Below are 13,533 nucleotides of genomic sequence, written 5' to 3'. Positions count from 1 at the left end.
TGTGTCCAGACCCAGTGCCTGCTTGCCGCAGCCGCTCAGAACATCAAGAAGATCGCAATGGCCCTCACCAGGGCCTCGAAACAAGCCCCCGCGTAATAATACCGGAGCGCTAAACACCAAATTCAAAAGCGCCGAAAATCACCACAAAACCAAAGCCAAAAAAAACAAACCCGCCGAATGGCGGGCTGGCGGGGTGGAAATCGTCGGGGCCAATCAGGGGCCGTTGCCGAAGAGCTTCAGCTTTATGGCAATGCCGGCCATCAGGGCGAGCAGGATGCCGGTGGTGATCAGCCGCACGGCGGTCTGGACGGCCGTCTGTTTCGCGAGGCGGAACCCCGCGAGCAGCGAGCGAAGATCGCGGATGTCCTCGGCGGCATCCTGACCATCGAGGCCGACCTCATGCAGGGCGCGCCGTGCGCCCGTTTCGGCCGCCCGCTCCAGCAGGGCTTCAAACTCGGCGGCCGGCAGCACGATCGGCGCGCCGCTGTCTGGTACCTTGTCCATGATGCAATTCGGGAGTGATCAGAGGACCAGCGAGCCGGCCAACGTGAAGCCGATCCCGGCGAGCGTAGCGTCGGGCGTCGATGGCGCGACCACGCTGAGCACCTGGCCGGGCTCCAGCAGGGCTTCGCTGGCGGCGATGAAGGTGGCGCTCGTAGCGGCAGCGGCAAAGCGCATGGTGGCCGTACTCACACCGTCGACCCGGATGTCGAAATCCGCAGCCGCGGTTGCTGCGGCTTCGGCGCTGGCATGGCTGCCTGCAAGATCGGTTTTCAGCCGGATGCGTCGCGCCACCGGCACCCGCAAGATCACCTCGTCCGCTGCCGGCGGCCCAGCCTTGTAGCCGCTGATATCGGCCGGAAGACCACCGCCATCGCCGATCCCGTAGAGATCGCTGCCATTGCCCTGAACCAGCACCGTCGCACCAGGGGCGATGACGACCTCCGCGCCGGAGCCCGCATCATCCAGCGTCTGGTCGAGCGTGTGACCGTCGGCGAAGACGGCATCGCCGTCGATCTTCGCCACGAGGGGCTGGGCTCCGTGCTCCTGGAAATGATGGCGCCCCGCCAAACGGAGGCCTGCGAATGACCGGCATGACGAACACCATCCGCGTCGTCATCCTACTGACGATCCGCAAACGCAATGGGCGACCGAAGATCCTCCCGCCCGACGATATCGACCAGCGAAACGGCCGGGCGCAGGATCCGCATGTGCTGCGCGCTATCACCCGCGCCTGAAGCTGGCGGCGGCAGCTGGAAACGGGCGCCGCTTCCACGATCCGGGACATAGCAGCGGCCGAGAAGGTCTCCGACCGGTTCGTCAGCCGAATGATGCGGCTTGCTTATCTATCGCCGGAGGTGCTCGAACACTTCGTCGTCAGGCGCGTACCACCAGCGCTTTCGCTGAACGACCTCGTTACGGTCGCCGACCAGCCGTGGGCGGAGCAAATGGACGTGGTGTTTGGCCTAGCGGACTTACAAGTGAAATCAGTATAGTATTGTACCTTGATATCCGATTCCAACGCTATAGCATGAATTTTTTGGCACTCGCGAAGCCATTAGAGCCTGATGCCCTTGGCTGATCACACATATACTTGTGTCGTGCGGGTGCTGGAGGCAGCCGTATGAAATTCGAGATCTACTGTGATGAAGCTTTTCCAGATCTCTTCACCTCCCGAAGTCCACGTGCCCGCTATTTGATGATCGGCAGCCTTTGGCTGCCGAGCGAGAAGCGTGCCGAGCAAAGGCCAAGGTCTCTGCGGTGCGTGAGCGTCATGCTGTATGGGGCGAGTTGAAGTGGACCAAGATCTCCCCGTCAAAGCAGGCGTTCTATGAGGAGTTGATCGACGTTTTCATGTCTTTCGGCACGGACATGCGCTTCCGCTGCATTGCTGTGGACCGCGAACAGGTGAACCTAGCGCTACATCAGAACGATGGAGAACTGGGCTTTTACAAGTTTTACTACCAGCTCCTGCATCATTGGATCCTGGACTTTAACGAATACCACATCTTTTGCGACCTCAAGACCAACCGGGACCGAAAGCGCCTGCACGACCTCAAGCGCTGCCTGCGCCATTCGAACCTCTCCGCCACAATCGCCGACATTCAGTCGTTACCGTCGCCGGAAGTTACCCTCCTTCAGCTGTGTGACGTGCTGCTAGGCGCTGCGTCTAGCCGTATCAACGAAACCCTCGGTGCAGGAACCGCCAAAGAGGCGGTTGTGCGGAAACTGGAGGAGCGCCTCAACCGAAGGCAGATTGGGCCGACTTCAAGGACGGAAGAGAAGTTCAATGTCTTCAAGATCCGTCTGAGTGGAGGCTGGTAATGCCGCTGCCTCTACTTCTACATCTCCCCGATGAGGCCGCATATCGACAGCATTTTGTCGACACCTATTGCCGCGGAGCGATTGAGACACACGATGGCATCCGGGTCTTCTTCCGCCAGCACCAATTCAACCATGCCTTCTATGAGAGCACCAACCGGGATGGCATCAAGAATGCATTCTCTTGGGTGCGGGCGGAACGAATGAACTGGATCAACGCCACGCTGACCGACCCAGCGGCCATCCGCTACCAGGGCTGGGTAGCTAAAACGCGCAGCTACGACCCCGCGCGAAGGTGGATCTGCTATACGAGGATTTCGTCGTCGTTTTGGCATTGGGCTTGAATCGATACGGAACGCTGAGGGCGAACTTCATCACCTGCTACCAAGCGGACAACAGCGCGGCCAAAATCCGCACCTCGCCCCTCTGGACGAGAGCGGACTGCATTCAGGCACTGCGCTGAAAAAATTTGGGCGCTGATTTGCCATGCTGCTCAGCGCCCGAAGCCTCGATTGGTTCAAAGCCGATAGGCAGTGAACTCGCCAATATATGTGCAAGGTTAGCGCCGAAATGTCAAGGACTTCATGCTTCCCTTTACACCCAGACGAGTGTTGCTGCACGCCCACATCGACGCCCCTCCCATAAAGTAAGCCTGTCGCAGCGCTACGAACGCGCGCGCCTGGCTATGCCTACCGCCGGCTCTCTGGCCGCCGACGCCAGTCTCCGAGGTTCGGGCGCCTTGGCTAAACGCCTTTGAAACAAAAAGAAAAAGGCCCGCGGATGGGGCCTCGTCTCGGGTTCGCGACAGGATAATGGCGGAGCGGGAGGGATTCGAACCCTCGAGGGGCTTACACCCCAACACGCTTTCCAGGCGTGCGCCTTAAACCGCTCGGCCACCGCTCCGCAAAGCCCGCCAGCGTCTCGCTGCTAGCGGATTGCCGCGCACTATAGTGGTTCATCGCCGCAACGCAAGTCTGCAAATTCACTATCGACAAATTCCTTGACCAAAAAATCAGCAAAGCCCGGAACGTTAAATTTTATTAAGTATATTCCTTAAATACAGTTTTACGAATCCTCCTTAGTCTGACTTATGCGTAGGAACAAAAGGGGCAAAATGCCTGACAGAAGCTCCCTTCGCCTGAAAAAATGTGCACGAGGAAAGGCAGAAAGCATGAGACCATCATTCAAGGGGCTGATCTTGGGCCTCACCGCGGGAGTTGTGATGGCGGCCGGGGCAACGGGTGCCAATGCTGCAGACGCTACCAGCTGGAAACGATCCATCGCCAAGGTTGTCGCCCAAAAGCAGGTTTATCCACGATCCGCCTTGCGCCGCGAAATTGAAGGCAGCGCCCGTGTGAAAGTAACCATCGCCCGCGATGGCACCATCGCCAATTTCGAAATGCTGGAAGACACCGGCCATGAGGTATTGGACCGGGAAGTGCCCAAGCTGATGGAGCGAATCAATCCGCTTCCGACCCCTCCCTCGGATCTGAGCGATGCGGAATTGACATTTATTCTGCCGCTGTCATGGGTACTGCGCTAAACGCTCCTATCTTATAAAATCAATAAAAATGGCACCGTCTTGGTGCCTTTTTTATTTATGGCCGGCGGCCTTACCCGGGACTTGTTCAATTGGGTGAAGACATCTTCATCAGCAACAGGCCAGAAACAATCAACAAAGCGGCAATGACCCGCCCGGCATTGATCTGTTCACCCAAAACGGTAATGCCCACAAGAAAGGCACCCACGGCCCCAATCCCTGTCCAGATGGTATAAGCGGTGCTCAGTGGCAGGGCTTTCAAAGACAAGGAAAGAAGCCAGAAACTGGCGATCATCGAAACAATCATCAAAATGCTGGGAACAAGCAGCGTGAAGCCCTGAGATTGTTTCATGAAATAGGACCACACCACTTCAAACAAACCGGCAAAAAACAAAAAAATCCAAGCCATGATTGCCCCTCATATTGTGCCGGGCCGTCCCGGTCGTTGCGCCCGTACATGGGAGAGGGCGTGGCCTCTGTGCTTTGAACCGCCCGCAAAAACAACAAGTGGTCGGCGAAAAAGCCCGCCTCCCTTGCCGGTAGATTTTATCCCTGTCAAGGGCAGCGGCAACTATGGCCTCCCCTGACTCATCCCTTTTTAAAAAATTAACAAATTATTAAAATTTTAACTTTCTTGGTGCTTGGAATTTTGCTAAATAACAAAATATGGCGTTATTAATAAAAGAGGGGATTTATGCCATGCGTAGATGCTTCAACCGATGGGCCACGGCAAGCGTAGCCATATTTGCGGTGATGCAGCCCGCTTGGGCGACGCCATTTATCAATGAATTCCATTATGACAATGTCGGTACCGATACCGGTGAATTTATCGAGATCGCCGGGCTGGCAGGCACCGACCTTACCGGTTGGACCCTGCAGCTATACAATGGCAATGGCGGGGCGCTTTACAACACCTTCAATCTGGGTGGCACTTTAACGGATCAAGCCAATGGTTTTGGCTTTCAAACGGTCAGCGGTCCATCCAATTCCATCCAGAATGGCGCTCCCGACGGCATCGCTCTTGTGGATAACACCAATACCGTTATCCAATTCCTTAGCTATGAAGGCAGCTTCACAGCGACCAGTGGAGCAGCCAGCGGCCTTACCAGCACCGATATCGGTGTGCGGGAAACCAGCTCTACACCGGTCGGTTTTTCCCTGCAATTAACCGGAAATATCACCACCGATTCTTCGGGCAATGTAACCTCTGACTTCACATGGGCCGCTCCGGCAGCGCAAACAGTCGGGGCCGTCAATACCGGCCAGACTTTCAATGGCGCAGGCGGTGGGAATGCCGGCGGTGGCAATGGCGGAACCGATGCGACAATCGCCGCGATCTACGAGATTCAAGGCGCAGGCCATGGCTCGACCTTTGATGGCCAGATGGTGGAAACCAGTGGCATTGTCACCGCCATCGCCAGCAATGGCTTTTATGTTCAAGATGCAAATGGGGATGGCAATGATGCCACCTCTGACGCCATTTTCGTGTTCACCGGCAGCACGCCAACCGTCGCCATTGGCGACGATGTGTCCATCACCGGCACGGTCGATGAATTCACGCCCGGCGGCGCCTCTTCCGGCAATCTCTCCATCACTGAAATCACCTCTCCAACAATCACGGTTGCCTCTTCGGGCAATCCTTTGCCGCCTGCGGTGATTATTGGATCGGCCGGACGGACGCCTCCCACATCAAGCATCGATAGCGACAATTTTGCCGCCTTCAATCCCAATGAGGATGGCATTGATTTTTATGAAAGCCTCGAGGGCATGCGGGTCACCATTTCCGACGCGCAAGCGGTCGCCCCCACCAATAATTTCGGCGAAATTTATGTGGTGGCCGATGCGGGTGCCGATGCCACGGGCATGAATGACCGGGGCGGCATTACCATTTCGGATGGTGATCTGAACCCTGAGCGCCTGCAAATTGATGACAGCTTGTTATCGGGCAATTCCCCCGGCGTGCAAACCGGCGACGGTTTGGGGGATGTGACCGGCGTGATCGGCTATAGCTTCGGGAATTTCGAGCTTTTGCCAACCGAGGCCCCCATCGTTACGGCGGGCGGCCTTGCGGCAGAAACCACCAGCATCCCCGTTGAGGACGATCGTTTGACGGTGGCCAGCTTCAATGTGGAAAATCTGTCGGCCCAAAGCGGGGCGGACAAATTCGCAGCCCTTGCCCAGCAGATCGTTGACGGTCTGCGCAGCCCCGACGTGATTGGCCTGCAAGAAATTCAGGATAATAGCGGCCCGACCAATGACGGGGTGACGGATGCCTCCCAGACCTATCAGGCATTAATCGACGCCATTGTGGCTTTGGGCGGTCCGCAATATGCCTTTGCCGATGTTGCCCCTGCTGACGGCACCAGCGGTGGCCAACCGGGTGGCAATATCCGCACGGGCTTCCTTTATAATCCGGATCGCGTCGATCTGGTGCCCGGATCGGTCATGGCCGTGCCCGGTGCCGATACGGATGCCGCCTTCAACAATTCCCGCCAGCCATTGGTTGCCACCTTCGTTTTCAACGGGCAGGAAGTGACCATCGTCAATAATCACTTCCGGTCCAAAGGTGGCTCGGATCCGTTGTTCGGCTCAGTTCAGCCTCCCGCCAATGGTGGAGAAGACGCCCGCACAGCCCAAGCGCAGTTCGTTCATGATTTCATCCAGGGATTGCTGGCCCTCAACCCCACAGCCAATGTCATTGCCTTGGGGGATTTGAACGAGTTCGCTTTCTTGCCACCTTTGCAAGCGCTGGCTGGTTTGGGCCTTGATCAGATCCTGACCGATCTGGCGTCCCTATTGGCGGCCGAGGAGCGCTATAGCTTCATCTTTGAAGGCAATAGCCAATTGCTGGATCATATTTTCGTCACGGACAATCTGCTCAGTGCCGATGTGCTGTTTGATATCGTGCATATGAATGCGGAATTCCTGAATGCCTTCACCGATCATGATCCGCTCTTGGCCAGCTTCTTGCTGCCCGCACTCACTGTGCCGGTTCCGCCTGCCCTGTTGTTGCTTTTGATGGGTCTGGCGCTGTTTGCGGCCTTACAACGCAAGCGTCTGGTGATGGTAAAAAGCTGACATCTTTTCTCCATTCGCTATTCTTTTGGCAGGAGCGGTTCCGTCGCTCCTGCCCTTTTTTCAATTGCAGGATAGGATCATGGCCCTCTGTCGGATCGCGTTATTTACACTCTCTTTTTGCATGCTTGCGCTGGCGCCAAAGGCTCAGGCGGGGGACAGGGACGGCAATTTTGCCATCAAAGGTGTGGGACTGGCCCCGTGCGCAGATTATCTTGTGGCATTGGAAGCCAACGATCCCCGCTTGCCCATGTTTCTGGGCTGGGTGTCTGGCTATCTCACCTCGTTCAATCAATATGAACCCAACACCTATGACATCGTCGATTGGCAGTCCGATGCTTATATAATGCAATCGCTGCGCGGGTTCTGCGCAGCCAATAAAGAGCGCCGGTTTTTCGAAGCCGCATATCAAATGGCGCAAAGCCTGAAAGACACGCGGGTAAACAGCGAAAGCCCTTTGGTGATTGTTGAAGGCCCAAGCGGACCCATCCGGCTTTATCGCTCTACCCTTGATGAGGTACGGGCGGCTTTGGAAAGCCTAGGACTTCTGGATGAGCAAGCCCATGGCCGGGATGCCCTGACGCGGGCTTTGACCGATTATCAGAAGGCCAATGGCCTGAAAGCCACCGGCGCACCGGACAATCCCACGCTTTATGCGCTTTTGGTCCGTCGTTAAGATATCCGGTCTAAAGGCGACTCATGGAAAGGCAGCGCATGGGCCGCCGCCGCGGCAGCCCGCCTCTAGATAGCCTTTCAGACGCCCGCTCAAGAAATGAGCCCAAACGCTTTCAAGTGCCGTGTCCCAGCCGTCCTGATAAACGCCGGAGACGGAAAGGCGGGCCGTCAATATCGAGCGTGTCTTTTGCTCTGACGGTTGCAACTCCCATGTGGTGATGATCGTCACCGCATGGCCGTTAAACCCCAGCGGGCCATCCAACACCAGCCGCTTGTCCGCCTCGGCATAGATCACCCGCGCATGCACCACGCCGTTTTGGCCCGCTTCATCAAAATATTCGTAAAAGGCCCCGCCGGGCTGCGCCTTGATGAAAAGTCGCGCCGGAGTGTCTGCAAAACTATGATCCCACCAGCCACTGATATCGCTGGTAATAGCCGCCCACACTTCGGATGTCGATGCAGGCAACTCTACTTGATGGCTCAATGAAAAGGCCCGACTTTCCAGCTTTGTCACGCGGGCTTCATCTGCACCGCTTTGCGCCTGCGCGGGAGTGGTCCAAGCACTGAAAAACATCAGGGCAAGAATGAGGTATCGCATAGAGTGGCCTTTCGCGAGGGAGGAGGGCGATTTGGTAGCAATCGAGCTTTTCATATTGGCCAATGGGGTGCAATATCCTCTTGCGAAGAGTGCTTGAGATGCTTATTGTCCGCCCCGCTTCGTCTATCGAAGCCATCCTTCTATGGGGCCGTAGCTCAGTTGGGAGAGCGCAGCAATCGCACTGCTGAGGTCAGGGGTTCGATTCCCCTCGGCTCCACCATTCTTTCAGAATGACAATCGTCTCGGATTCAAGAAAATTCCCCCAGGGCTCCACCATTCTTTCAGAATAGCGGCACCTCGGGTTTGAGAACACGTCCCGGGGCTCCACCATTCCTTGGCGGGAAAGGCATTTAAAAGAGGCCGCTTCAGGTCAATCCGCTTCCCCCGCTCGTCATTTTTTGACTGATCCCGCTCCGCTCGACCCGAAGCCGTCATGATCGTCGGTGTTAGGGTCGATGCTCGCATGGACCATGCTCAAGGCTATGGGCGCGCCGTCATCCCCACACACCCCCTCGTCATTCCCGGACTTGATCCGGGAATCCAGTTCTTCCTTTATCAAAGGCTGCAACAGGGCCATTCTATACGCTCGAATCATGTCCGCCTGAGAAAGGGGAAGGGAGAGAGGCATGTCCGTTGACACGCCACGCTATGTCACGCCGATAATCGCAGATCCCTATCCAAGCGGCCCGTGGCAAGAGATCACCAATTTCCGCTATTTAACGCCCTTGCATCTCTATCGGGCGCGGCGGGGCATCCCTTTCGGAACCGCCATGCGAGGGGCCGATTATGTAGTGGCACAGCCTTATCGCATTGCCATAGATATAGACGGCATTACCAAAAACATCACCGTTCCCGCAGGGATGCTGACCGATCTTGCTTCTGTGCCAAATTTTGCACGGGCCATTGCCGGACGCGTTGGGCGGCATCTGGAAGCCTCGATCGTCCATGATTTTCTATATATTGCCTGGCAGGATCTGCCCAACCGGTCACCGGACAAACGCGACCGGAAATATGCCGATCTGGTTCTGGATCAAGGAATGAAAGCGGCCCAAAGCCGGGTCCGTATGCCCATTTTCCGAGCAGTGCGCCTGTTTGGTTGGGGCGTTTATAAAAAGCCGGACACTCCGCGCTATATCGACCCCGATGATATCGAGCCCGGCCCCGCGATTGTATGACGATAGCGCCCTGTCACCCGCGAACACATGTCGCAGGTGACAAGGCTGGTGAAACGGCCCGCCCGTTCAGGCGGCGCGGGAGGTTGCACCCGGCTTTGTGTCCAGAGCTTGCCTTGGCCCGAAAAACTCGAAATGTATTTGGGCGGGCGGAATATCCCAGTCCAGCAGGTCGTGATACACATTCACCATGAATGGCTGTGGGCCGCAGAAATAGAACTCGCCATCATGGCTGGGTAGCAATTGATCCAGCAAGTCCTGATCGATGAATCCAATGCTGCTATTCTCGCCTTGTAGTGCCGCCCCGGCATCATGCTCGCTATAGCGGTAATGGGTGGTCAGATTGGGATATTTCTGCGCCAACTGGTCGATGGTTTCCTTGAAGGCCTGTGTGCGCTCGTTCAAGCACCCATGAACAAACAGAATCGGTCGATTGGGCGTTGTTTCAAGGGTTGCCAGCAATATGCTCAGGATCGGCGTGATCCCGACCCCTGCCGCCAGAAGCACCAAAGGACGCTCAGAAGCTTTGGTCACATCAAGGAAAAATTCGCCGCAGGGCGGGGCCACCTCGACCACCGCACCGGGCTCGATAGCCTTATGCAAATGATTCGAGACAAAACCGCCCGGCACCTTTGCGCCCTTGCCGTCTTCCCGTTTCACGCTGATGCGGAACCAGTTCTGGCCGGGCATATCCGACAGGCTGTAATTTCGCATGGTGGTCTGGCCATCGGGCGTCGGCAGGCGCAAGGTGATATATTGCCCGGGCTTGAAATGAGGCAAAGGCGCACCGTCTTTGGGAGCCAGATAAAATGACGTGATCACATCGCTTTCGCGCTGCTTCTTGATCACCTCGAAAGCTTTGAACCCTTCCCAGCCACCATCTACCGATGCCAGATCGCGATAGATCTGTGCTTCCCGGTTAATCAGAATATCGGCCAGAAATCCATAAGCCTGCGCCCATGCGTCAATCACCTCATCGGTTGCGCCTTCGCCCAGAACGTCACGGATAGAGGCCAGCAAATTCTCGCCGACAATGGGATAATGCTCTGGCTTAATCTGCAAAGACGCATGCTTTTGGGCGATCAGTTCAACCGCATCCCTAAGCGCCCCCAGATTATCGATATTGGCCGCATAAGCGCAAATCGCACCCGCCAAAGCCCGCTGCTGAAGCCCGGCACTTTGATTGGCGGCATTGAAAAAAGGACGAACTTCGGGATTATGGGAAAACATTCTTTGATAGAAATGACGGGTCAATGTTTCGCCATGGGTAGCAAGAACGGGTGCGGTGGATTTCACAATGGCGATGGTCTGATCGCTTAGCATATGAGAGACTCCATAATATGTATATCTTCTACATATTATGGCTTATAAGCATTTCAAACGGGCGGGCAAGGAAAATCGATGCAGCTCACGACATTCACGGATTTTGGTATGCGCAGCCTGATGTATCTGGCCTCTTCGCCAGAGAAAAAATGTAGCGTGCGGGAAATCGCCGACCATTACAGCATCTCGCGCAATCATCTGGTGAAGGTGGTCCATAAACTGGCGCAGCTTGGCTATATCCTGAGCACCAAAGGCAAAGGCGGCGGCATCGCTTTGGCCCCTCATAGCACAGAGCTGAAATTGGGGGATATCGTGCAAAGCCTGGAGCCATCCATGGATCTGGTGGAATGTTTCGATGCCAGCACCAATAGCTGCAAAATCACCGAATCATGCCAGCTGAAACACTATCTTTTTGAAGCCAATAACGCCTTCATCCAAACCCTGAACAAATATACTTTGGCCGATGCGGTTCAAAACAAGCTGGAGATCGGGTTCAAGGCATAGCGCCTAAAATGAAGGCCATCCTGCATCTTGAAAGATATGCAGCCCAAGAGGCTTTCCCATGAAAAAAGCCGGCGAGAAGATCCCGCCGGCTTTGTTTTCAATCAAATGCAGGGATTATTCCGCAGCAGCCGGGATTCCGGCCGGATAATAGCTGGCCCCTTTTTGGGCCATATCGCGCAATTGATCGGGAACCCGGAAACGCTCGCCATATGTTTCGGCCAAACGATCGGCTTCCGCAACGAAAGCAGCCAGGCCGATGAAATCCATATGGCTGAAGGGCCCACCGGTCCAAGGCGCAAAGCCCCAGCCGAAAATCGCGCCCAGATCGCCGTCCTCAGGCGTTGTCAGCACATTTTCCGCAAAGCAGCGGGCACATTCCACAATCTGGCGATAAAGGAGACGGGTTTTGACCTCATCCACCGTGGGCTGTTCTGCAGCGCGGGGGAAGTGATCCGAAATGCCGGGCCAGAGATATTTCTTGCCGCCATCTTCAGGATACACATACATGCCCTTGCCGTTTTTACGGCCAAAGCGTTCAAGCTTTTCAACGAAGGTATCCACCACCACATCGCCGGGTGACGCCTGATAATCGGCCCCAAGGTCTTTCTTGGTCTGGTTCATGATCTTATAGCTAAGATCGATCGCCACCTCATCACCCACGGCCAGCGGACCAACGGGCATGCCCAGCATCTTTCCGGCATTCTCAATGAGCGCCGGATTGATCCCTTCGGCAACCATGGCATAGCTTCCATCACATAGGTGCCGAAAGAGCGCGATGTATAGAATCCGCGGCTGTCATTGACGACAATCGGCGTTTTCTTGATTTGCTGCACATAATCCAGCGCCTTGGCGGTGGCTTTATCGCCGGTTTTTTCGCCGGTGATGATTTCCACCAACGGCATTTTTTCAACCGGTGAGAAGAAATGGATGCCGATGAAGTTTTCAGGATTCGACGAAGCTTCAGCCAAAGAGCTGATGGGCAATGTGGAGGTGTTGGACGCGAAGATGATGTCATCGCCGGCAACCGCAAGGGCTTTCTTCGTCACATCCGCTTTCAAGGCACGATCTTCAAACACCGCTTCGATGATCAGATCGGCATTTTCCAGCTTGGAATAATCATCGGTGGCGGTGATGCGGGCCAAAAGCGCCTCGCCCTCTTCTTTCGACATTTTGCGGCGCGACACCGCTTTTTCCACCAGCTTCACAGAATAGGCCTTGCCCTTGTCGGCGCTGGCCTGATCGCGGTCGATCAGCACCACGTCCATGCCCGCCGCAGCAGACACATAGGCAATGCCTGCGCCCATGAGTCCCGCGCCCAACATGCCCAGCTTCTTGGTTGGCATCTTGTCGAACCCCTTGGGACGACGCGCGCCTTTTTCGGCCGCCGTTTTGTTCACAAACAGCGTGCGGATCATATTGCCCGCCTGACCTTCCACAATCAGACGCGTGAAGTATTTGCTTTCCACTTCAACAGCCAGATCCATGGGAATGATCGAGCCTTCATAAACCGAAGACAGGATATATTGAACCGCCGGATAATTGCCGTAGGTTTTGTCACGCGCCATGGCATTGGCCGCCATGAAGGTTTGTACCGAGCCGGGATGCATGGCGCCGCCCCCGCCGGGGAAGCGAAAGCCTTTTTCGTCCCAAGGCTGAATGGCTTTGGGATTGGCTTTGGCCAGTTCCTTGGCTTTTTCCACCAGTTCATTGCGCGGGGCGAGGGCTTTCAAAATGCCAAAGCCCAAACCATCTTTTGCCGACAGATTTTTGCCGGTGGTCAGGAATTGAAGCGCCGCCTGAATACCGATCAGACGCGGCAAACGCTGGGTGCCACCACCGCCGGGCAGCAGACCCACCATCACTTCCGGCAGACCCATTTTCACCGAGCCGTCATCGGCGGCAATCCGGTAATGGCAGGCCAGCGGGATTTCAAAACCACCGCCCAAGGCCGTGCCATTGATGGCGGCAACGAAAGGCTTGGTTTTGGAGCGCATCAGATCCTTGGCATTTTTACCGCCGGTTTCCATTTTGCGCAAAATACGGTTCAGCCGCACGGAATTCTGGAAAATCTCGCCCGGTGTGGCGGTTTTCGCCATGGCGGACAAGCCACCCAGCATGCGCAGATCGGCACCCGCCATAAAGGCCGGTTTTTCCGAACAAATCACAGCGCCCGTAATGGCATCATCGGCCAGCACTTTATCGACGCATTCTTCCAACTCGTTGGTGAATTGCTCGGTGATCACATTCATCGACTGGCCGGGGACATCGATCCCAAGGATCGCAATGCCGTCTTCGACGCGGAATTTGATTGTCTTGGTCATTTC

At 55.9% G+C, this 13,533-nt stretch carries 12 protein-coding genes, 1 tRNA gene, 1 other RNA gene and 2 pseudogenes; 9 read left to right on the top strand and 7 right to left on the bottom strand.

The window, feature by feature from the left end:
* Positions 1-213: 213 nt before the first annotated feature.
* Entirely contained in the window at positions 214-504 is a 291-nt protein-coding gene (locus JCM17844_RS12510; protein ID WP_150001251.1) for a DUF6127 family protein, read from the bottom strand.
* Between the two features lie 18 nt (positions 505-522).
* Positions 523-1,026 (bottom strand): hypothetical protein, encoded by a 504-nt coding sequence (locus JCM17844_RS15410; RefSeq protein WP_210431954.1) that lies wholly within the window; start codon positions 1,024-1,026, stop codon positions 523-525.
* A 59-nt stretch (positions 1,027-1,085) separates the two neighbouring features.
* Here JCM17844_RS15410 and JCM17844_RS17400 point away from each other — a divergent pair.
* The 3 genes and pseudogenes from JCM17844_RS17400 to JCM17844_RS12490 all read left to right on the top strand — a co-directional run bounded on the left by JCM17844_RS17400 (position 1,086) and on the right by JCM17844_RS12490 (position 2,666).
* Positions 1,086-1,496: pseudogene (locus JCM17844_RS17400) on the top strand (hypothetical protein).
* 217 nt (positions 1,497-1,713) lie between these two features.
* Positions 1,714-2,325 (top strand): DUF3800 domain-containing protein, encoded by a 612-nt coding sequence (locus JCM17844_RS12495; RefSeq protein WP_210431952.1) that lies wholly within the window; start codon positions 1,714-1,716, stop codon positions 2,323-2,325.
* Entirely contained in the window at positions 2,325-2,666 is a 342-nt protein-coding gene (locus JCM17844_RS12490; protein WP_210431951.1) for a hypothetical protein, read from the top strand. Before JCM17844_RS12495 ends, JCM17844_RS12490 begins: the two co-directional genes overlap by 1 nt.
* Positions 2,667-3,135: 469 nt before the next feature.
* Here JCM17844_RS12490 and JCM17844_RS12485 read toward each other — a convergent pair.
* A tRNA-Ser gene (locus JCM17844_RS12485) sits at positions 3,136-3,225 on the bottom strand.
* A 268-nt stretch (positions 3,226-3,493) separates the two neighbouring features.
* On the opposite strand from JCM17844_RS12485, the gene JCM17844_RS12480 reads away from it, so the two are divergent.
* Positions 3,494-3,865 (top strand): energy transducer TonB, encoded by a 372-nt coding sequence (locus JCM17844_RS12480; protein ID WP_210431950.1) that lies wholly within the window; start codon positions 3,494-3,496, stop codon positions 3,863-3,865.
* A gap of 85 nt (positions 3,866-3,950) precedes the next feature.
* Here JCM17844_RS12480 and JCM17844_RS12475 read toward each other — a convergent pair whose 3' ends face one another.
* Positions 3,951-4,271 carry a DMT family transporter gene (locus JCM17844_RS12475; protein WP_150001249.1) on the bottom strand — a complete coding sequence of 107 codons (321 nt, stop codon included), beginning with the start codon at positions 4,269-4,271 and terminating at the stop codon, positions 3,951-3,953.
* Between the two features lie 290 nt (positions 4,272-4,561).
* On the opposite strand from JCM17844_RS12475, the gene JCM17844_RS12470 reads away from it, so the two are divergent.
* Together JCM17844_RS12470 and JCM17844_RS12465 are read left to right on the top strand one after the other, a co-directional pair.
* On the top strand, positions 4,562-6,940 hold the full coding sequence (locus JCM17844_RS12470) for a DUF8508 domain-containing protein (protein ID WP_150001248.1): 2,379 nt from the start codon (positions 4,562-4,564) through the stop codon (positions 6,938-6,940).
* Between the two features lie 79 nt (positions 6,941-7,019).
* Positions 7,020-7,613: a peptidoglycan-binding domain-containing protein gene (locus JCM17844_RS12465; protein WP_150001247.1), complete on the top strand. Its 594-nt coding sequence runs from the start codon at positions 7,020-7,022 to the stop codon at positions 7,611-7,613.
* A gap of 21 nt (positions 7,614-7,634) precedes the next feature.
* On the opposite strand, the gene JCM17844_RS12460 is transcribed toward JCM17844_RS12465, so the two are convergent.
* On the bottom strand, positions 7,635-8,210 hold the full coding sequence (locus JCM17844_RS12460; protein WP_210431949.1) for an SRPBCC family protein: 576 nt from the start codon (positions 8,208-8,210) through the stop codon (positions 7,635-7,637).
* A gap of 144 nt (positions 8,211-8,354) precedes the next feature.
* Between JCM17844_RS12460 and ssrA the strand changes: the two genes are divergently transcribed.
* Positions 8,355-8,430, top strand: a transfer-messenger RNA (tmRNA) gene (gene ssrA, locus JCM17844_RS12455).
* A 406-nt stretch (positions 8,431-8,836) separates the two neighbouring features.
* On the top strand, positions 8,837-9,385 hold the full coding sequence (locus JCM17844_RS12450) for a DUF1353 domain-containing protein (RefSeq protein ID WP_150001245.1): 549 nt from the start codon (positions 8,837-8,839) through the stop codon (positions 9,383-9,385).
* 66 nt (positions 9,386-9,451) lie between these two features.
* On the opposite strand, the gene hmpA is transcribed toward JCM17844_RS12450, so the two are convergent.
* Positions 9,452-10,705: an NO-inducible flavohemoprotein gene (gene hmpA, locus JCM17844_RS12445; RefSeq protein WP_150001244.1), complete on the bottom strand. Its 1,254-nt coding sequence runs from the start codon at positions 10,703-10,705 to the stop codon at positions 9,452-9,454.
* A gap of 78 nt (positions 10,706-10,783) precedes the next feature.
* On the opposite strand from hmpA, the gene JCM17844_RS12440 reads away from it, so the two are divergent.
* Positions 10,784-11,209, top strand: a complete 426-nt coding sequence (locus JCM17844_RS12440; RefSeq protein ID WP_150001243.1) for an Rrf2 family transcriptional regulator — start codon at positions 10,784-10,786, stop codon at positions 11,207-11,209.
* 114 nt (positions 11,210-11,323) lie between these two features.
* On the opposite strand, the pseudogene JCM17844_RS12435 reads toward JCM17844_RS12440, so the two are convergent.
* Positions 11,324-13,530: pseudogene (locus tag JCM17844_RS12435) on the bottom strand (3-hydroxyacyl-CoA dehydrogenase NAD-binding domain-containing protein).
* Positions 13,531-13,533 lie beyond the last annotated feature (3 nt).

This window comes from Iodidimonas gelatinilytica (assembly GCF_008579125.1).
GTDB lineage: Bacteria > Pseudomonadota > Alphaproteobacteria > Sphingomonadales > Rhodothalassiaceae > Iodidimonas > Iodidimonas muriae.
This window is presented reverse-complemented; position numbering and strand designations above follow the sequence as displayed.

Excerpts from the sequence above, each read along its gene's own strand:
- JCM17844_RS12510 (WP_150001251.1), bottom strand. The coding sequence starts at position 504 with ATGGACAAGGTACCAGACAGCGGCGCGCCGATCGTGCTGCCGGCCGCC.
- JCM17844_RS12490 (WP_210431951.1), top strand. The coding sequence starts at position 2,325 with ATGCCGCTGCCTCTACTTCTACATCTCCCCGATGAGGCCGCATATCGA.
- JCM17844_RS12480 (WP_210431950.1), top strand. The coding sequence starts at position 3,494 with ATGAGACCATCATTCAAGGGGCTGATCTTGGGCCTCACCGCGGGAGTT.
- JCM17844_RS12475 (WP_150001249.1), bottom strand. The coding sequence starts at position 4,271 with ATGGCTTGGATTTTTTTGTTTTTTGCCGGTTTGTTTGAAGTGGTGTGG.
- JCM17844_RS12470 (WP_150001248.1), top strand. The coding sequence starts at position 4,562 with ATGCGTAGATGCTTCAACCGATGGGCCACGGCAAGCGTAGCCATATTT.
- JCM17844_RS12465 (WP_150001247.1), top strand. The coding sequence starts at position 7,020 with ATGGCCCTCTGTCGGATCGCGTTATTTACACTCTCTTTTTGCATGCTT.
- JCM17844_RS12460 (WP_210431949.1), bottom strand. The coding sequence starts at position 8,210 with ATGCGATACCTCATTCTTGCCCTGATGTTTTTCAGTGCTTGGACCACT.
- JCM17844_RS12450 (WP_150001245.1), top strand. The coding sequence starts at position 8,837 with ATGTCCGTTGACACGCCACGCTATGTCACGCCGATAATCGCAGATCCC.
- hmpA (WP_150001244.1), bottom strand. The coding sequence starts at position 10,705 with ATGCTAAGCGATCAGACCATCGCCATTGTGAAATCCACCGCACCCGTT.
- JCM17844_RS12440 (WP_150001243.1), top strand. The coding sequence starts at position 10,784 with ATGCAGCTCACGACATTCACGGATTTTGGTATGCGCAGCCTGATGTAT.